At 69.7% G+C, this 17,908-nt stretch carries 16 protein-coding genes; 6 read left to right on the forward strand and 10 right to left on the reverse strand.

Annotated elements, in window-relative coordinates:
- Positions 1–4 precede the first annotated feature (4 nt).
- Genes IEV96_RS15745 through IEV96_RS15760 form a run of 4 tightly spaced genes read left to right on the forward strand, consistent with a single transcriptional unit; the run spans position 5 to position 4,380 of the window.
- Positions 5–964, forward strand: coding sequence for a TatD family hydrolase (locus tag IEV96_RS15745; RefSeq protein WP_188511681.1), 960 nt, complete (start codon positions 5–7; stop codon positions 962–964).
- Positions 964–1,815, forward strand: a complete 852-nt coding sequence (rsmA, locus tag IEV96_RS15750) for a 16S rRNA (adenine(1518)-N(6)/adenine(1519)-N(6))-dimethyltransferase RsmA (RefSeq protein WP_188511682.1) — start codon at positions 964–966, stop codon at positions 1,813–1,815. The genes IEV96_RS15745 and rsmA overlap by 1 nt, the downstream gene beginning before the upstream one ends.
- Before the next feature lie 30 nt (positions 1,816–1,845).
- Positions 1,846–2,781, forward strand: a complete 936-nt coding sequence (locus tag IEV96_RS15755) for a 4-(cytidine 5'-diphospho)-2-C-methyl-D-erythritol kinase (RefSeq protein WP_188511683.1) — start codon at positions 1,846–1,848, stop codon at positions 2,779–2,781.
- Positions 2,782–2,823: 42 nt separating this feature from the next.
- Positions 2,824–4,380 (forward strand): molybdopterin-dependent oxidoreductase, encoded by a 1,557-nt coding sequence (locus IEV96_RS15760; RefSeq protein WP_188511684.1) that lies wholly within the window; start codon positions 2,824–2,826, stop codon positions 4,378–4,380.
- A 3-nt stretch (positions 4,381–4,383) separates the two neighbouring features.
- On the opposite strand, the gene IEV96_RS15765 is transcribed toward IEV96_RS15760, so the two are convergent.
- The 3 genes from IEV96_RS15765 to IEV96_RS15775 form a co-directional block, all read right to left on the reverse strand.
- Complete coding sequence (locus tag IEV96_RS15765) at positions 4,384–5,898, reverse strand: glycosyltransferase family 39 protein (RefSeq protein WP_188511685.1); 1,515 nt, start codon at positions 5,896–5,898, stop codon at positions 4,384–4,386.
- Positions 5,899–6,006: 108 nt separating this feature from the next.
- Positions 6,007–6,696 carry a hypothetical protein gene (locus tag IEV96_RS15770; protein WP_188511686.1) on the reverse strand — a complete coding sequence of 230 codons (690 nt, stop codon included), beginning with the start codon at positions 6,694–6,696 and terminating at the stop codon, positions 6,007–6,009.
- A 99-nt stretch (positions 6,697–6,795) separates the two neighbouring features.
- On the reverse strand, positions 6,796–8,169 hold the full coding sequence (locus tag IEV96_RS15775; protein WP_188511687.1) for a glycosyltransferase family 87 protein: 1,374 nt from the start codon (positions 8,167–8,169) through the stop codon (positions 6,796–6,798).
- 37 nt (positions 8,170–8,206) lie between these two features.
- Here IEV96_RS15775 and IEV96_RS15780 point away from each other — a divergent pair, with 37 nt between their 5' ends.
- Positions 8,207–9,568, forward strand: coding sequence for a molybdopterin-dependent oxidoreductase (locus IEV96_RS15780; protein ID WP_229733457.1), 1,362 nt, complete (start codon positions 8,207–8,209; stop codon positions 9,566–9,568).
- Positions 9,565–10,014, forward strand: coding sequence for a hypothetical protein (locus IEV96_RS15785; protein WP_188511688.1), 450 nt, complete (start codon positions 9,565–9,567; stop codon positions 10,012–10,014). The genes IEV96_RS15780 and IEV96_RS15785 overlap by 4 nt, the downstream gene beginning before the upstream one ends.
- 154 nt (positions 10,015–10,168) lie before the next feature.
- Here IEV96_RS15785 and IEV96_RS15790 read toward each other — a convergent pair whose 3' ends face one another.
- The 7 genes from IEV96_RS15790 to yicI form a co-directional block, all read right to left on the reverse strand.
- Entirely contained in the window at positions 10,169–10,843 is a 675-nt protein-coding gene (locus IEV96_RS15790; protein WP_229733458.1) for a class I SAM-dependent methyltransferase, read from the reverse strand.
- Positions 10,840–11,472 carry a TIGR04282 family arsenosugar biosynthesis glycosyltransferase gene (locus tag IEV96_RS15795; RefSeq protein ID WP_188511689.1) on the reverse strand — a complete coding sequence of 211 codons (633 nt, stop codon included), beginning with the start codon at positions 11,470–11,472 and terminating at the stop codon, positions 10,840–10,842. Before IEV96_RS15795 ends, IEV96_RS15790 begins: the two co-directional genes overlap by 4 nt.
- Before the next feature lie 65 nt (positions 11,473–11,537).
- Positions 11,538–12,206, reverse strand: a complete 669-nt coding sequence (locus tag IEV96_RS15800; RefSeq protein ID WP_188511690.1) for a glycosyltransferase family 2 protein — start codon at positions 12,204–12,206, stop codon at positions 11,538–11,540.
- Positions 12,203–13,249, reverse strand: coding sequence for an NAD-dependent epimerase/dehydratase family protein (locus IEV96_RS15805; RefSeq protein WP_188511691.1), 1,047 nt, complete (start codon positions 13,247–13,249; stop codon positions 12,203–12,205). Before IEV96_RS15805 ends, IEV96_RS15800 begins: the two co-directional genes overlap by 4 nt.
- Positions 13,246–14,058, reverse strand: a complete 813-nt coding sequence (locus IEV96_RS15810; protein ID WP_188511692.1) for an MTAP family purine nucleoside phosphorylase — start codon at positions 14,056–14,058, stop codon at positions 13,246–13,248. Before IEV96_RS15810 ends, IEV96_RS15805 begins: the two co-directional genes overlap by 4 nt.
- A gap of 88 nt (positions 14,059–14,146) precedes the next feature.
- Positions 14,147–15,574 (reverse strand): GH1 family beta-glucosidase, encoded by a 1,428-nt coding sequence (locus IEV96_RS15815; protein WP_188511693.1) that lies wholly within the window; start codon positions 15,572–15,574, stop codon positions 14,147–14,149.
- Positions 15,571–17,907, reverse strand: coding sequence for an alpha-xylosidase (gene yicI / locus IEV96_RS15820; protein WP_188511694.1), 2,337 nt, complete (start codon positions 17,905–17,907; stop codon positions 15,571–15,573). The genes IEV96_RS15815 and yicI overlap by 4 nt, the downstream gene beginning before the upstream one ends.
- Position 17,908: the final 1 nt, after the last annotated feature.

Genomic DNA, 17,908 nt, shown 5'->3' on the forward strand with positions numbered 1-17,908 from the left:
CGTGATGAGTGACCAGACCTACGCATCGGTGCCGGAGGCACTCGTCGTCGGCATCTACGACAACCACACGCACCTCGACCCCTCCGGCGTACCCGGGACCGAGACACTCGACTACCATGCCCACCTCGACAAGGGGTCGAGCGTCGGTGTGCGCGGCGTCGTCCAGGTCGGTACCGACGTCGAGTCGTCGCTCTGGTCGGCCGAACTGGCCGCGATCGAGCCGCGCGTGCTCGCCGCCGTCGCCCTGCACCCGAACGAGGCCCCGCGGCTCGCCGCCGCCGGCAGCCTCGACGACGCCCTCGCCTCCATCGACGAGTTCGCCGGCCGCCCGCGCGTGCGCGCCATCGGCGAGACCGGTCTCGACTACTTCCGCACCGGCGAAGAGGGACGCGACGCCCAGCACCGCTCGTTCGAGGCGCACATCGAGATCGCGAAGAAGCACGGGCTGGCGTTGCAGATCCACGACCGCGACGCCCACGACGACGTGATCGAGACCCTGCTGCGCGTCGGCGCTCCCGAGAAGACCGTCTTCCACTGCTTCAGCGGCGACGCCGACCTCGCCCGCATCGCCGTCAAGAACGGCTGGTACCTGTCGTTCTCCGGCACCGTCACGTTCAAGAACGCGCACGACCTGCGCGAGGCCCTCGAGGTCGCGCCGCGACACCTGCTACTGGTCGAGACAGACGCCCCATACCTCACGCCCGACCCGTACCGCGGCCGCCTCAACTCGCCGTACATGCTGCCGCACACCCTGCGTGGCATGGCCAAGCACCTCGGCACCGACGTGTCGATGCTCGCCGCCCAGATCACCTCGAACACCGAGGAGGTCTACGGGCTGTGGGATGCCGAGCCGGTCACCGCTCCGCGCGACGCCTACACCGACCCCACCTTCGAGATGCCCCCGATGACCGGCGCCATCCGCCTGCCCTACCTCGACGACCCCGACCCAGAGAGCACGACCTAGTGGCGACACTCCTCGGCCCCGCCGAAATCCGCGACCTTGCCGCGCTGCTCGACATCCAGCCCACCAAGAAGCTCGGCCAGAACTTCGTGATCGACGCCAACACCGTGCGCCGCATCGTGCGGGTCGCCGGCGTGGTGAAGGGCGAGACAGCCGTCGAGATCGGCCCCGGCCTCGGTTCGCTCACCCTCGGCCTGCTCGAGACGGGCGCCGACGTCGTCGCCGTGGAGATCGACAAGCGCCTCGCGGCCCAGCTGCCGGTCACCGTCGCAGAGCTGCAGCCGGATGCAACGTTGACGGTCATCACGGAAGACGCGATGAAGGTCACCGAGCTGCCGCACGCGCCGAGCGTGCTCGTGGCCAACCTTCCGTACAACGTGTCGGTGCCCGTGCTGCTGCACTTCCTCGAGCATTTCCCGACCCTGACCCGCGGACTCGTGATGGTGCAGGCCGAGGTGGGCGAGCGGCTCGCCGCCCCGCCCGGCTCGAAGGTCTACGGGGCGCCGAGCGCGAAGGCGGCCTGGTACGGGCAGTGGAAGACGCACGGCAAGGTGAGCCGCCAGGTGTTCTGGCCGGTGCCCAACGTCGACTCGATCCTCGTCGGGTTCGAACGCGCCGAGCTCCCCGGCACCGAGCAGGAGCGTCTCGCGACGTTCGCGATCATCGACGCCGCCTTCCAGCAGCGTCGCAAAATGCTGAGGCAGTCGCTGTCGGTCGTGCTCGGCGACTCCTCCGTGGCATCCGCCCGTCTGGAAGCCGCGGGACTCGCCCCGACGAGCCGCGGCGAAGAGCTCACCGTTCTCGACTTCCTGGCCATCGCCCGCACCGAGGGGCCGTCGCCTAGCACTGTCTAGCGCGCTCCCCGGCTCGGCTAGGTTGGAGTAATGACCTCGTCGGCCACCCCAACCGCGGTGCACGTTCGCGCGCCGGGAAAGATCAACGTCTTCCTCAGGGTCGGTGCGCTTCTCGACGACGGCTACCACGACGTCGCCATCGCCTATCAGGCGGTGTCGCTCTACGAAGACGTGCGCGCCACCCACGCCGACGACTTTTCGGTGCGCGTCACCGGCACGGTCGAACTCTCGCGGGTTCCCACCGACGCCTCGAACATCGCGATCAAGGCCGCGCAGTTGCTCGCCCGCAGCACCGGCTACCGCGGCGGAGTGAGCCTGCACATCGACAAGCATGTGCCCGTCACGGGCGGAATGGGCGGCGGTTCCGCGGATGCCGCTGCCACCCTTCTCGCGTGCGACACCCTGTGGGGCACCCAGGTGCCGCGCGACCAGCTGCTCGCCCTCGCGGGGCAGCTCGGTGCCGACGTGCCGTTCGCCCTCACCGGTGGAACCGCGATCGGAACCGGCCGCGGCGACCAGCTGAGCCCGGCTCTCGCCAAGGGCCAGTTCCAGTGGGTGCTCGCCCTCGCCGACTTCGGACTCAGCACCCCGGCCGTCTACAACGAACTCGACAAGCACCGCGACCGTCACGCCCAGGACATCTTCCCGGCGTCGATCACCCCGTCGGTCGACACCAACGTTCTGCAGGCGCTGCGCGCGGGCGACCCGCACATGCTCGCCGAGACCCTGTACAACGACCTGCAGGCGCCCGCGCTGCACCTGCAGCCCTCGCTCGCCGGTGTGCTCGAGCTCGGCGAACGCAACGGCGCCCTCGCCGGAATCGTCTCCGGGTCCGGCCCCACCGTGGCCTTCCTCGCCGCCGATCTCGACACCGCGCTCGAGCTGCAGATCGCGCTGAGCGCCGCACGCCTCACCGTCGTGCGGGCCACCGGCCCCGTGCACGGCGCTCGCATCATGAGTGCGTAGACTGCGCGAGAACCGCGTCGGCGGGTAGGGGGAGAAGGCACAATGTCAGGGCGTCGTCAGAACCTGTGGGCCGCCCTCGTCGGCCTGATCGCCGCCGCCGCGACACTCGCCCTTGCCGAGGTCGCCGCCCTGTTCCTCGCCCCCGCCGCCAGCCCGCTGTTCGCCGTCGGCTCGCTCGTGATCGACCTCGTGCCCGGCTGGCTCAAGACGCTCGTGATCGGGCTCTTCGGCACGGACGACAAGGTCGTGCTGCTCGTCACCCTCGGCGTCGTGGTTGCGCTGCTCGCCGCCGGCGTCGGCATCCTCGAGTACCGCAGGCCGCCGTTCGGCATCGTCGGGCTCGTTCTCGTGGGCGGCATCGCGACCTTCGCCGTGGTCACCCGCGCCGACGCCGACGCGATCTGGGCCGTGCCCACCGTGCTGAGCATGGTGCTCGGAGTGGTCGTGCTGCGGGTGGGCGTCGACCGGCTGCACCGCTGGGTGGCGGCCGAGTCGTCGGGCGAGGTGCGCGAGTTCTCCGACGCGGCGGTGTCGCGCCGCGGGTTCTTCGTGATGGCGGGAGCCACCGCGGCCGCCTCGGTCGTGGCCGGCGTCGCCGCGCGGGCGATGAACGCCGGGACCACCGCGGTGAACGCCGTGCGCTCGGCGCTGAAACTTCCCGCCCCCGCGACCGCGGCGCCGCCGATCCCGGTGGGCGCCGAGCTCGACATCGACGGCATCGCTCCGCTTGTGACATCCAACAAAGACTTCTACCGCATCGACACGGCGCTGCAGGTTCCGTCGATCAACGCCGACGACTGGCGACTGCGTATCACCGGCATGGTCGAGAACGAGATCGAGATCGGCTTCGACGAACTGCTCGCCCTGCCGCTCGTCGAGACCTACGTCACGCTCATGTGCGTCTCGAACGAGGTCGGCGGCGACCTCACCGGTAACGCGAAGTGGCTGGGGTACCCGATCCGTGAGCTGCTCGCGCGTGCCGTGCCCACAAAGGGCGCCGACGTCGTGCTGTCGACGAGCCAGGACGGCTTCACCGCCACGACCCCGCTCGAGGTGCTGCAGGACGCGGAACGCAACAGCCTGCTCGCCGTCGGTATGAACGGCGAACCGCTGCCGCTCGAGCACGGCTACCCGGTGCGGATGGTCGTGCCTGGCCTCTACGGCTACGTTTCGGCCACCAAGTGGGTCGTCGAGCTGAAGGTGTCGACGTTCGCGAAGGAGAGCGCCTACTGGACCGACCGCGGCTGGTCGGCGAAGGGGCCGGTGAAGACGTCGTCGCGCATCGACGTGCCGGCGTTCGGTGTCTCGCTGCAGCCCGGAACCGTGGCGATCGCCGGGGTTGCCTGGGCGCAGCACGTGGGCGTCGAACGCGTCGAGGTGCGCATCGACACCGAACCGTGGCGGGAGGCGACGCTCGCCGAAGCCATCTCGGCCGACACCTGGCGGCAGTGGTTCATCGAGTGGACGGCGACGAGCGGGGACCACACGATCGAAGTGCGGGCGACGGATGCCACGGGCTTCACCCAGACCGAAGAGCGGGTCGAGGTCGTGCCGGACGGCGCCGAGGGCTGGCACACCATCCAGGTGCGGGTCGCCTGATTCTCAACCGCGTTCGTAACGCACGACGTTGATCAGGGGGATTCCCCATTCCTCGGCGACGTTCCACCCGGCCGCGCGCAGGGTGTCCGTCGTCTCCGGGCGCGCGTCGCGGGACTCGCTCGTGATCAGGTAGACGACGTCGGCGTCGGCGAGCCGGGGCAGGCCCTCGGTGAGCGGGATGCGGGTCTCCCATAGTTGTCCGGTCTGGGCGGCGGGGGTGCCGAGGGTGACGTCGATCGTTCCCGCGAATGCGTCGGGGTACGAGTAGGCGATCACGCGGGAGGTCGCGGTCGGGTGGCGTTGCAGGTTCCCGTACACGATCGCGGTCGTCGAATCCGGGCCGTCGAGGGCCCGCTGGCTCGCGATCAGGTCGGCGATGGCGATCCAGGAGGTCTTCTCCTTCGCTTCGGGCTGGCGCTGGGCGACGAACTGGGGCACCACGAGCGCGGCGAGCACGAGCAAAACGACGGATGCGAGCCCGCGGGGTCGCATCCGTTCGATCGTCACCGCCATCAGCAGGGCCACGAACGGCGTGCTCATCATGAGGTAGCGCGGGCTGAAGACGGGCGTCGACGTGGCGCTCACGAGCAGGAGCACCACGGTCGGCACCACGAGGGCGGGCAGGAGCACGGAGGCGAGGGAGAGGCCGCGGCCCGAACGCAGCAGCAGGAAGGCTCCGGCGGCGAGCAGCATCCAGGCGACGATCGCGTACGCGGTGCTGGTGTAAAACCACTGGTTCTCGAAAACCTCACGGAAGGTGTTCTTGCCGGGGGGATTGATCCACTGCACCTGGCCGCTCTGGCCCATCACCGCGACCCCGAAAGGAACGATGATGGCGGTGCCGAGGGCCGTCCAGCGCGCCCAGCGGGCGACGGGCGGCCAGGCGCGCGACCGGTCCGAGGCGACCCACCAGGCCATCGTCACCGCGTGGGCCATAACGACGAGTGCCAGATAGACGAAGACGAGGCAGGACACGACGACGAGCGCGGCGTACAGCGCCCACCAGCGGTTTCCCGTCGATCGCGACGCGAGCACGAGCACGATCGTGAGCAGCACGGCGAGGGCCGCGCTGGTGGCGTAGGAGCGTCCCTCCGTTCCCGCCCAGGTCACTCGGGGGAGCAGGCAGAACACGACGCCGGCGAGTACGCCGAGCCGGGGGCTGTCGAGGATGCGGCCGAGGACGACGGTGAGGGCGGCCGCGACGCCGATGGCGATGGCGCTCGGGACGCGGAGGCTGAGCGGCGAGTAGCCGAAGACGTCGAAGACGACGTGCATCACGGCGTAATAGAGGGCGTGCACGAGGTCGACATTGGCGATCATCGCGCCGAGCTGCTCCCAGCTGCGCGTCGCGGAGATGATCGTCGCCGACTCGTCGTACCAGATCGAGGCCTCACCGATCCCGGCGAGGGAAATGGCCAGACCCAGCACCCCCACGAGCGCCGGAGCGAAGAACCGGTTGGTGCGGATGCCACGGATCCGGTCGACGACGACCGGTTCGGTTTCGAGCGTCGCAGTCATCGTGGAGCCCCCATGCCTCTCATCATCCGCTATCTGCCTGAGGGTATGACGCGAGAAGGCCCGCCCCGCGGTGCGCGGGGCGGGCCTTCTCGTAGCGTCGGTGCCGTATTACTCGGCAGCCTTGGCGGTGATCTTCGCGATGCCTACGACGAGCTCGTCGGTGACAGCGTCGGTGCCGAAGGTCTCGTTCAGCAGGGCCGCGGCGTCAGAGCTGACGAGCACGGTGGTTCCCTCGAGAACGGCGTTGCCGTCAGCGTCTTCTGCGAGCGGGTTCAGGGTCGTGCCGTCGAGGTTGAAGATGAAGACGTCGGTGCCGACCTCTTCGCCGTTAGCGGTGACGGTGCCGGTGAGGCGGCTGGTGCCCGGGTCGATCTTGAAGTCGGAGAGTCCGACGACGGTGTCGCCACCCGTGAGGGTGATGCCCGAACCCATGTGGTCGATCTCGCCCTGGACGTAGGGGCGGTAGTCGAGCTCGGGGTCGTAGTAGTCGACGTTTCCGCCGGTGATCGGGAAGGCGAGGGTTCCGGTGGCGGCGTCGAGCGTCGCGGTGCCGGTCACGCCGGGCGTGAGGTTGAGCGACGTGAGGGCCTCGACGAAGCCGGCGTCGAGCGTGACCTGGGTGTCGACGCCGTCAAGGGCGGGGATCGAGGCCAGGGGCGTGGGGTCGGCTTCCTCGGAAGCGGAAGGCGACGTCTCGTCGTTCGAGGACGACTCGGTGCTCGTGGAGCAGGCGGCGAGGCCTCCGACGAGGAGGGTTGCTGCGGCCATGCCGACGGTGACCTTGTAGAACTTGCGCATGATGTGATCCTTTGCTGTTGGGGCGAACTTTCGGTCGTGATGAGAGTTCGGTCTCCTCCAGAAAAGGGTTTGGAATGAGTTGCTTCTGTTACCGTTCCGTTATTTTTGGGGTGCCAGTTCCGCGGATTCCCGGGGGCTGACAATCACCCAACCGGCCCGCCGGATGCTCATCACGACGATGAACACGATCGCGACGGCCACCGAGATGCGGGCGAGGTCGACCGAGGGGATGAGCAGGCGCTCGGTGAGCGCGAGCGGAACGGCGAGCCACTCCCAACGGCCCGTCATCGCGATCATCGGAAGGAGCAGCAGCGCGTACCAGGGGTACCGCGGCGTGACGACGAGCAGGGTGACGCCGATCATCACGAGCTGCCCCAGCCACGGATTGGCCGGGTCGGTCTTCCACCAGACCAGCGCGCCGGTCGCGGCGATGAGCACAGCCGCGAGCACGAGACTTGCCGGGCCGGGCGCGACGAGCGACAGCATGATGAACCGGGTGCCGCTCTCGTAGCCCTCCTCGGTGAGGTAGCCGGGCAGGTAGCCGAGCACCTGGATGCCGTCGGCGATCACATAGGGGATGTAGAGCACGAAGAAGACGGCGACGGATGCCACGATCACCCGCAGCGGGCGCCGGCCGAGCAGCGCGGGCGCACCGATCACCGGGATCAGCTTGGTCGCGATGGACGCGCCGAGCGCCGCGCCACCCAGCCACCTGCGCCCGGACGCCACGAGGAGACTGGCCACCAGCAACAGCAGCGCGCTCACGATGTCGATGTGCGAGTTCGTGATGCCCTCGGTCGCCACGAGCGGGCTCCAGCCCCAGATCGCCGCCCAGCGCGGGTCGCGCCCCGACTTCTGCAGCGCCCGAAGCAACAGCACCGTTACACCGAGGCTGACGAGCAGACCGAGCAGCTGCGACGGCCAGTACTCGGGTCCGGCACCGGTGATCGCGCGCACCCCCGCGAACACGAGTTCGCTCGCCGGGGGATAGATGGTGGGCACGGTGGCGCGATTGATGGCGGTGCAGACGAGATCGCCGGTGCCCTGTTCATCCACCGTCATTATTCTTTCGCCCACGCACTCTCCGTCGACCGGCGCGGGGAAGAGCCAGTCGGTTCGCAACTCTTCGAGCGCGGGGTCGGAGGGAACGTAGGTATAGGGGGAGATGCCCGCGTTCTGCACGATGCCGTCCCAGGCGTAGCGCGCGGAATCGGTGCTCGTGTTCGGCGGACCGGCCATGGCGGCGACACCGATCGCGAGGCTGCCGACGAGAACCAGGACTACGGATGCGCGCCCGCTCACCCCGCGCAACGTCACGAGCGACAGCGCGAACAGCGCCCACAGCCCCGCCGTGACGAACACGAGCGGTTCGAGCTGCCCCGCCTTCCAGTCGTAGTACGGCAACGCCGACACCGAGAGCGCCGTGGCGATGGCGCTCAGCGCGAGGAGGACGGTCGTGAACACAATTCGCATAAGATCATCCTGTCGGATCGGGCGGGGGCTACGAATCATGGGCATGATCATTCCGGCGGTGCACAGACTACTGGGAGCGTTGCGGCGCTCTCTCGCGGCACCCTCCCGCAACCCGCGCATGGCGGTCGTGATCGGCCGGCTGCTCGCCGTCGCGTTCCTGCTGTGCTTCGGCACCGGCATCTGCAGCCACTTCCTGCAGGACCCGCTGCCGTGGATGGTGTTCCCCACCCGGCCGACCGCGCTGTACCAGGTGAGCCAGGGCGTACACATCACCGCGGGCATCCTGTGTTTCCCGCTGCTGCTCGCGAAGCTGTACATCGTCTTCCCCGAGCTGTTCCAGACGCCGCCGGTGCGCTCGTTCCCGCACTTCCTCGAGCGCGCGTCGATCGCGCTGTTCGTCTCGACGTCGATCGTGCAGATCGTGATCGGGTTGCTCAACACGTACCAGCTGTACGCGGTGTTCCCGTTCCCGTTCCGGCAGACGCACTACGTGCTGTCGTTCGTGATCGTCGGGTCGCTCGCCATCCACATCGCGGTGAAGCTCGACGTGATCGCGAAGCACTGGCGCAAGCCGGCCGCTTCGGTCGCTGAGCCTGCGCGGTGGAGCTATGAAAATCGCGCCAGCGAATTCGCGACCCCAGCGCCGACTGAGCCTGCGAAGGAGGAAGCGCCCGTCGACGCCACCATCGCCTCCGCCCCCGGCAAACTCACTTCCTCGCCGGCCCGCAACGCGATCATCCGCGCCGAGGGGGTCACCGGCCGGCTCTTCCGCTGGATCGACGACACCCCGCCCGCCGCCCCACGCACGAGCCGACGCGGCTTCCTCACCATCGTCACCGTCGCGAGCGCGGCCCTCGTCGCCCTCACCGCGGGGCAGTCGTTCAAGCTCCTCGACGGCGCGAACGTCTTCGGGGCCCGCAAGCAGGGCGTCGGACCGAACGGCCTCCCCGTGAACCGCACCGCCGCGGCCGCGAAGATCGAGAAGACCGCGACCGACCCCGACTGGGTGCTCACCGTGTCGAACGGAAACGAGTCGAAGGTCTTCACGCGGGCCCAGCTGCTCGCGCTGCCGCAGCACACCGTCGAGCTCCCCATCGCCTGCGTCGAGGGCTGGAGCCAGATGGCCACCTGGCGCGGCGTGCGCCTCGGCGACCTCGTCGACACCGTCGGAGCGCGCGGCGGTACCGCCATCAAAGCGACGAGCCTCGAGCAGAACAGCTCGTACGCGATCATGCACATGGGCCCGGAGTACGTGCGCGACGACCTCACCCTCGTCGCCCTCGAGCTGAACGGCGAAACCCTGGATCTCGACCACGGGTACCCGGCTCGCATGATCGCCCCCGGCAGACCCGGGGTGTTGCAAACCAAGTGGCTGAGCTCCCTGGAGGTGCTGGCATGACCGCAATCCGGATCTGGCGCATCGGCCTGATCGCGACGGGCCTCGCGTTCTTCGTGGTCGGCGGCATCACGCTGCTCGAAGACGTGAGCCCCGCCCGGTACCTCGGCATCGGAATCTGGTTGCTGGGAGCCCTCGTCATCCACGACGGGATCATCTCGCTCGCCGTCTTCGGTGCGAACGTCGTCACGCGCAAGACGGCCGGGCGCTTCCGCGTGCCCCTGCCGGCCGTGCTCATCCTGCAGGGCGCCCTGGTGATCGCGGGCATCATGACGCTGATCGTCGTGCCCGCCGCGCTGAAGAAGTCGGCCGGAACGGGCAACGAGACCCTCCTGCCTCTCGACTACGGGCTGCACCTCGTCGTGTTCTACGTCGCGCTGGCCGTCGTTACGGCGCTGGCGCTGGGCGTGTACGCGCTGGTGCGCCGCCGCCGCCCCGTCGCCGGTTAAGTCGGCCGCCCTCGGCCGTATCGACACCCCGCGCGCGCGCGAGAGTGCACTTGTGGTGGGTGCTGGCGCATCCGTACTGTGCGTAAGTGCACTTTCGGCGCGCGATTTCGACCGGTCGCCGGGCGACCCCAGCGAGCGACCTACTCGACCAGAGTCAGGCCAGGCGGCAGAAGGTGCGGCCGTCGATCGCCCACGACTGCAGCAGCGTGAAGCCGAGCTGCTCCGCGAGCGACGTCATGGGGCGCAGGCCGATCTCGGCCCACGGGAAGAGTTCGCTCTCGCCGCCGCGCGCGTCGACGAGCCGGCCCGTGTAGGTGTTGTCGCGGTCGTCGTCGGGGTGCAGTTCCACCACGATCTCGCCCGTCGCGGTCAGCAGCGAGCGGCAGCGGGTCAGCAGGGCACTCACGTCGCCGCCGATGCCGACATTTCCGTCGACGAGCAGCGCGGTCTGGTAGGCGCCCTCGCCCGGAAGCGCGTCGAAGACGCTGCCCTGGAGCACCGGCAGCCCGGCCTCGGTCGCGATGGCGATCGCGGTGGGGGAGACGTCGACGCCGAGAACCTCGAGTCCGAGCTCTGCGGCGGCTCGCACCATGCGTCCCGGCCCGCAGCCGATGTCGAGCACGGGGCCGGCGACCGAACCCAGTAAGGTCAGATCCGCGTCATCCGCCCCCGCATTCCAGCGGGCGACGTCCATCGTCGATCGGCTCGCCGCGCCCTGTTCGTCGTCGCGCAGCAGGAGGGTGACGGCGTCGTTGCGGCGCAGGGCCTCGGCGTACGGCTCAGCGCCGCCCGATCCGAAGGTGTTCGCGGCGACGGAGACGGTGCTCACGCGCGAACCAGCGCGGCGTCGCAGAACGTGGTGACGGCCGCGGCGAAGGCGGTATGCGGCGCAATCTCGGCGACCTCGAGGGCGTCGTCGAACGTGTCGACGTCGGTCAGCTCCGGGAGCATGGAGACGTTGAGGCCGGCATCGAGCAGGCGTTCGAGCTGGATGCGCCCGGTGTCGTGGCGGGACATGGGTACGCCGCGGATGAGGTCGCCGCGCGGGTTCGCCATTCCGAGAGCCCAGAATCCACCGTCGTTGGCGGGGCCGAAGAACGCGTCGACGCCGTCGGGCCAGGCGAACGCGGGAGCCAGATCGAGGGCGGAGACCTGCGGGGTGTCCATGCCGATGAGGATCGTGGGGCCCTCGACCTCGTCGAAGACCGTGGCGAGCCGCTCGTCGAGGTCGCCTGCGACCTGGTGCACGACGTCCCAGCCCTCGGTACCGGCGGGCGTGACCACGCCGTCGAAGAGCAGGACGCGTCGGGTCGCTGGCAGGTCGGCGACGGCGGCGAGGGTGTCGCTGATCGCGTGGGCGGCAAGGGTCGCGGCCTGCTCGAGGCTCAGCGGCGGGTGCAGGCGCGTCTTGACCTTGCCCGGAATGGTTTCCTTGGCGATCAGGATCAGTGTGGTCATGGTGTGTGCCCTCCCAGCAGGCCGTCCGGAATAGTGCCGGACATCACTCATTCGGAGCCGAGCGGTTAACGGGTTGCCCGGTTCTGCACGCGCAGCAACCGGCTCATGTCGAGCACGGCGATGTAGGTGCCGCGGATCGTCCCGGTGACTTTCGAGCGGCCGATGCGCGGCGCGTAGGGGGAGTCCACCTCGATGATGCGCCACCCCTCGGCGTGCCCGCGCAGCACCTGTTCGAGCGGGTAGCCGCTGCGCCGGTCGCGCAGGTCGAGGGCGAGCAGCGCCTCGCGGTTCGCGGCGCGCATGGGGCCGAGGTCGTGCAGGTCGAGTTTCGTGGCGCCGCGCATGAGGGCGGCGAGCGCGCGGTTGGCGATGCGCGCGTGCAGCGGCCAAGCGCCCCGGCTGGTGGGACGGCGGCGACCGAGCACGAGTTGCGCCGTGCCGGCGACGACGGGGTCGACGACGCGAGGCAGGTCGCGGGGGTCCATCGAGGCATCCGCATCACAGAAGGCGACGACGGGCGCAGTCGCGGCGAGCAGCCCAGCGTGGGCCGCCGCACCGAATCCGCGACGGGTCTCGGTGACGACGGTCGCGCCCAGCGAGCGGGCGACCTCGGCGGAGTTGTCGGTCGAGCCGTTGTCGACGACGATCGCGCGGTAGCCCTCGGGCAGGCGGGCGAGCAGCCACGGCAGGGCGCGCTCCTCGTTCAGGCAGGGGAAGATGACGTCGACGTTCACGCGACCGCCGCCCGCAGCGGAGCCGTCGCGAATTCGCGCATGCCCGCTTCGAAGGTCACACGCGGGGCCCAGCCGAGTTCGGTTTTCAGACGGTCGGATGACGCGGTGATGTGCCTCACATCGCCGAGCCGGTATTCGCCCGTGACCACGGGTGCCGGCCCGCCCGAGTGCTCGCTGAGCTGCCGCGCGATCTCGCCGATCGTGTGCACCACCCCGCTGCCGACGTTGAAGGCGCGTGAGCCCTGCGCGCGCCCCGTGAATTCGATGGCGGCGAGGTTGGCGGCGGCGACGTCGTGCGAGTGCACGAAGTCGCGGCGCTGCCGGCCGTCCTCGAACACGCGCGGCGCCTCCCCGCGCTCGAGCGACGAGCGGAACAGCGACGCGACCCCCGCGTACGGCGTGTTCTGCGGCATGCCCGGCCCGTAGACGTTGTGGTAGCGCAGGCTCGCCGCGACCCCGCCCGTCGACCTGGCCCAGCTCGTCGCGAGGTGCTCCTGGCTGAGTTTCGAGCTGGCGTAGACGTTGCGCGGGTCGAGCGGTGCGTCCTCGACGATGAGCGCCGGCTCGAGCGGCGAGCCGTCGTCGTCGAGCGGGTCGAAGCGTCCGGCGTCGAGGTCTTCGGCGCGGCGCGGTGCCGGTCGGGTGAGACCGCCCGCGCCGAGGTACGCGCCCTCGCCGTAGACCACCATGGAGCTGGCCTGCACGAACCGCCGGATGCCGGCCTCCGCCATCGCGGCCAACAGAACCGCGGTGCCGTACTCGTTCGTGCTCACGTAGTCGGGCGCGTCGGAGAAGTCGACGCCCAGACCGACTTTCGCGGCCTGGTGGCACACGACGTCGACGCCCTCGAGGGCCGCGGCGACGGTACCGGTGTCGCGCACGTCCCCGCGGATGAAGTCGACGCCGTCGGGCATCGACGGCTCGCCGCCGTGCACGTCGGCGCGCAACGAGTCGAGAACGCGCACCTCGTGTCCCGCGCCGAGCGCGGCCTCGACGATGGCCGATCCGATGAAGCCGGCCCCGCCGGTGACGAGCAGCCTCACTGTGCCATCACCTTGGCGACCTCGGCCGGGTCGATGAGCTCGCGCCCGGCGTAGTCCTCGGGCAGCGCGCGGATGATCGCCTCGATCGCCGCCACGATGCGCGGCTGTGCCTCCTTGAGGCGCGAGAAGACCAGCGCGGCGCTGAGCGGTTCGCCCTGCTTCTCGTCGTCGGCCACACCGGCATCGGAGTCGGTGACGTAGCTGAGGTTGACGGTGCCGATGTTCAGTTCGGCGGCGAGCGGGACCTCGGGGTAGAGCGTCATGTTGACGGTGTGCGCGCCGGCCGCGCGGAACCAGAGCGACTCGGCGCGGGTGGAGAACCGCGGCCCCTGGATGACGACGACGGTGCCCGAGGTCTTCACATCGTCGCCGGTCAGCGTCGCCGCGGCGAGCGCGTGCAGTTCGGGGTCGAACGGGTCGGCGCTGGCGAGGTGCTGCACCGAAACCATGTCGAAGAAGGTGTCGCGACGCCCGTGCGTGCGGTCGATGTACTGGTCGGTGAGCACGAGCGTGCCGGGCAGGTAGTCGGGGCTGACACCGCCCACCGCCGCGCTCGACAGGATCGCCTTCACCCCGAGGGAGGCGAGCGCCCAGATGTTGGCGCGGTAGTTGATGAGGTGCGGGGCGACCGAGTGGTCGGCGCCGTGGCGGGTGAGGAACGCGACGGTGCGACCGCCGAGCTGCCCGATCGTGACGACGGCCTGCCCGTACGGCGTATCGATGCGCCGTTTCTCGCTCGACTCGGGGTCGAACAACGAGTAGAGGCCGGAGCCTCCGATGACGGCTACGCGCGCGGTCGATTCAGTCATGTGGTGCACCATTCCCAGAAAATGCTCGAGGACGACGTGTCCTTACTAGGGATTCGGTGCGGCGCCCCAGGTGGATTGGGCGGCGCGGCTACTCGGGCAGCACGTGCTCCCGCGCCAGCCGCGCGTACCAGTGCGCGCTGTCCTTCGGCAGCCGCTCGAGCGTCTCGTAGTCGACCCGTACGATGCCGAAACGCTTCGCGTACCCGTAGCCCCACTCGAAGTTGTCGAGCAGCGACCACACCTGGTAGCCGCGCAGGTCGACGCCGCGTTCGAGGGCGCGGTGCACCGCCGTGATGTGGCGGCGCAGGTAGTCGACCCGGTCGGCGTCGTGCACCGCGCCGTCGACCACCCGGTCGTCGAAGGCCGCACCGTTCTCGGTGATCATGAGCGGTAGCCGCGGGTAGCTCGCGTGCAGCCCCATCAGTAGGTCTTCGAGTCCGGACGGGTCGATGTTCCAGCCCATCGCCGTGTACGGCCCCGGCTGTGGCAGGAACTCGACGTTCTCCGATCCGGGCCACGCCGATCCGCTCGCCGCCTTGTGCCCGTCGGCCATCTGCTTCTCGCTGACGCCGTCCCACTCGCGCACGAGGTTGGTGGAGTAGTAGTTCACGCCGAGCACGTCGAGCGGCTGGTGGATCAGCTCGAGATCCCCAGGCAGGACGAACGCCCAGTCGGTGACGCCCGCGGTGTCGACGAACAGGTCGAGGGGGTACGCGCCCTCGAGCAGCGGCCCCAGGAACGCCCGGTTGGCGAGCGCGTCGAGTCGCCGCACGGCCTCCGCCTCGCCCCGGAACACGTGCAGGTTGAGCGTGATCGAGAACTGCGGGTCGCTGGTCACCACGTCGCGGAGGGCCGAGACCGCGAGGCCGTGCGCCAGGTTCAGGTGGTGCACCGCGGCGAGCGCGGCCGCCCCGTCGGTGCGTCCCGGCGCGTGCGCCCCCGAGCCGTAGCCCAGGTACGCCGAACACCACGGCTCGTTCAGCGTCGTCCAGGTGTGCACCCGGTCGCCGAGCCGCTCGCCGACGATGCGCGCGTACTCGGCGAACGCGAGTGCGGTCCCGCGGCTGGTCCAGCCGCCCTCGTTTTCGAGCGCCTGCGGAAGGTCCCAGTGGTAGAGCGTCGCGATGGGGCGGATGCCCCGCGCCAGCAGTCCGTCGACCAGACGCTCGTAGAAGTCGAGTCCGGCCTCGTTGGCGGGGCCGCGCCCGGTGGCTTGGATTCGCGACCAGGAGATCGAGAACCGGTAGGCCTCCAGCCCGAGCGACGCCATGAGGTCGAGGTCGCTCTCGAGCCGGTGGTAGTGGTCGGCCGCCACGTCGCCGGTGTCGCCGTTCCACGTCTTACCGGCCGTGTGGCTGAACGTGTCCCAGATCGAGGGCCCCCGGCCGCCCTCTGCAGCCGCCCCCTCGATCTGGTACGCCGCCGTGGCCGAGCCGAAGATGAAGTCGGACGGGAAGCGCAGTCCGGCGTCGCGGTAGTCGGCCCGGCCGACGGAAATAGTGTCGGTCACGCTCATCGCAGCACCGCCGATCCGCCGGAGCTGGCGATCGGGTCGTCGCCCGCGAGAGCCGCGCGGAACGCGACATCCGCGGGCCCCGAAACGGTGATCGCGCCGGCGTCCGCCGACACGGTCACCGTGACCGACGTGCCGTCGAGCGGGTTGTCGATCGCGATGTCGCGGCTGCCGGTGAAGCCCGGGTAAACGGTGACCAGCGGGTCGACCGTGTAGTCGTAGTCGGGGCGGTCGTTCTGCGAACCGGTGACGATCACGGCTCCCTCGCGCACCCACAGCGGAAGGCTGTCGAAGCCGTGCGTCTCGGTGCGCCACTGCGGCCCGTCGGCGGTCTCGCCGGTGAGGTAGTTGGTCCAACGGCCGGCGGGCAGGTAGAACTGCACGTCGCCTGCCGCGCTGAACACGGGTGCGACCAGCAGGTCGTGGCCCAGCAGATATTGGCGATCGAGGTAGTCGACCGAGGGGTCGCCCGCGAACTCGAGCTGCATCGGCCGCATGAACGGTGTGCCCGTCTCGTGTGCCTCGATGCCCACCCGGTAGAGGTAGGGCATGAGCTCGAGCTTCAGGGTGGTGAAGCGCCGGGTCACGTCGACCGCGCTCTGGCCGGGGGCCTCGGTGCCGTCGTCGAACAGCCACGGCACCCGGTAGTTCGACGAACCGTGCAGGCGGGAGTGGCTCGACATCAGGCCGAAGGCGACCCAGCGCTTGAAGACGGCGGGGTCTGGGCTGCCCTCGAAGCCGCCGATGTCGTGGCTCCAGTAGCCGAAACCGCTGAGCGCGAGCGAGAGGCCGCCACGCAGGGTCTCGGCCATCGACTCGAAGCTCGACGAGTTGTCGCCGCCCCAGTGCACGGGCTGCTTCTGCCCGCCGACGGTGGCCGAGCGGGCGAACAGCACGGCGTCGCCCTCACCGCGGTGCTCCTCGAGCACCTCGAAGACGGCGGCGTTGTAGAGCTGGGCGTACCAGTTGTGCATGACCTCGGGCGAGGATCCGTCGTGCCAGACCACGTCGGTGGGGATGCGCTCGCCGAAGTCGGTCTTGATCGCGTCGACCCCCTGCGCGAAGAGAACGCGCAGCTTGTCCTGGAACCACCGGGTCGCATCCGGGTTCGTGAAGTCGACGAGCCCCATGCCGGCCTGCCACATGTCCCACTGCCAGACGTCGCCGTTCTCCTTCTTGACCAGGTAGCCGGCCTCCTTCGCCTCGGCGAAGATCTCGGCGCGCTGGGCGATGTACGGGTTGATCCAGGCGCTGACGTGCAGGTTCTTCTCGTGCAGGCGCCCGAGCATGCCCTCCGGGTCGGGGAAGACCCGCGGGTCCCACTCGAAGTCGGTCCAGTTGAACTCGCGCATCCAGAAGCAGTCGAAGTGGAAGACGCTGAGCGGGAGGTCGCGTTCGGCCATGCCGTCGATGAAGGATGACACGGTCGCTTCGTCGTACTCGGTGGTGAACGACGTCGACAGCCACAGTCCGTACGACCACGCCGGCACCTTCGCGGGGCGACCGGTGAGGCGGGTGTAGCGCTCGAGGATCCGGGCGGGAGTGTCGCCCTGGATCACGAGGTACTCGAGCGTCTCGCCCGGCACCGAGAACTGCACCTCCTCGACCGACTCGGTGCCCACCTCGAACGACACGTGCTCGGGGTGGTTGACCAGCACGCCGTAGCCGCGGTTGGTGAGGTAGAACGGCACGTTCTTGTACGACTGCTCGCTCGAGGTGCCGCCGTCGGCGTTCCAGATGTCGATTGTCTGGCCGTTCTTCACCAGCGGCCCGAAGCGCTCGCCGAGTCCGTAGACCAGCTCGCCGACGCCCAGTGAGAGCCGGGCGTGCAGGTAGGCGGGGGCGGCGGCAAGGCCCGTCGTGGTGACCCCGGAAACGCCGGCCGGCTCGGCCGTGACGGTCGCGTCGGCGCCGAGCTCGATGTGCCCGATGGACTTGTGGCCGCTCGTGGTGAGCACCCGGCCGCCCGACTCGAACGTCAGGTTCCACGGCGACCCGGCCGCGATGCGCGCGCTGAGCGGACCCGAGGTGATCACGCCGCCGGCCTCGTCGATCGCGATCGCCGGGGCCTCGTCGGTCGCGCCGTCGAGCTCGAAGCCCTGGTTGCGTGTACCGCCCGTGTTCTTCTCGATCCGCACCCGGATGATGCCGGGCAGGGGAGCGGAGAGCGTCACCGAGAGCAGCGCGCGGTTGAGCACGTCGCCGCGGCGCTCGATCACCTTGGTCGGAGCGGTGATGCGGATGGCGTCGCCGCGGTGCTCGATGTCGTACGCCTCCTGGGCATAGCGGGCGTCGACCCCGGGGCGGGCGTGCCAGAATCCGTCGGTGAATTTCATG

Source organism: Conyzicola nivalis, from assembly GCF_014639655.1.
In the GTDB taxonomy this organism is placed as follows: Bacteria; Actinomycetota; Actinomycetes; order Actinomycetales; family Microbacteriaceae; genus Conyzicola; species Conyzicola nivalis.

Bases quoted from the DNA above. Each gene is read 5' to 3' on its own strand.
- IEV96_RS15745 (WP_188511681.1), top strand. From the start codon at position 5: ATGAGTGACCAGACCTACGCATCGGTGCCGGAGGCACTCGTCGTCGGC.
- IEV96_RS15755 (WP_188511683.1), top strand. From the start codon at position 1,846: ATGACCTCGTCGGCCACCCCAACCGCGGTGCACGTTCGCGCGCCGGGA.
- IEV96_RS15760 (WP_188511684.1), top strand. From the start codon at position 2,824: ATGTCAGGGCGTCGTCAGAACCTGTGGGCCGCCCTCGTCGGCCTGATC.
- IEV96_RS15765 (WP_188511685.1), bottom strand. From the start codon at position 5,898: ATGACTGCGACGCTCGAAACCGAACCGGTCGTCGTCGACCGGATCCGT.
- IEV96_RS15770 (WP_188511686.1), bottom strand. From the start codon at position 6,696: ATGCGCAAGTTCTACAAGGTCACCGTCGGCATGGCCGCAGCAACCCTC.
- IEV96_RS15775 (WP_188511687.1), bottom strand. From the start codon at position 8,169: ATGCGAATTGTGTTCACGACCGTCCTCCTCGCGCTGAGCGCCATCGCC.
- IEV96_RS15780 (WP_229733457.1), top strand. From the start codon at position 8,207: ATGGGCATGATCATTCCGGCGGTGCACAGACTACTGGGAGCGTTGCGG.
- IEV96_RS15785 (WP_188511688.1), top strand. From the start codon at position 9,565: ATGACCGCAATCCGGATCTGGCGCATCGGCCTGATCGCGACGGGCCTC.
- IEV96_RS15795 (WP_188511689.1), bottom strand. From the start codon at position 11,472: ATGACCACACTGATCCTGATCGCCAAGGAAACCATTCCGGGCAAGGTC.
- IEV96_RS15810 (WP_188511692.1), bottom strand. From the start codon at position 14,058: ATGACTGAATCGACCGCGCGCGTAGCCGTCATCGGAGGCTCCGGCCTC.
- IEV96_RS15815 (WP_188511693.1), bottom strand. From the start codon at position 15,574: ATGAGCGTGACCGACACTATTTCCGTCGGCCGGGCCGACTACCGCGAC.
- yicI (WP_188511694.1), bottom strand. From the start codon at position 17,907: ATGAAATTCACCGACGGATTCTGGCACGCCCGCCCCGGGGTCGACGCC.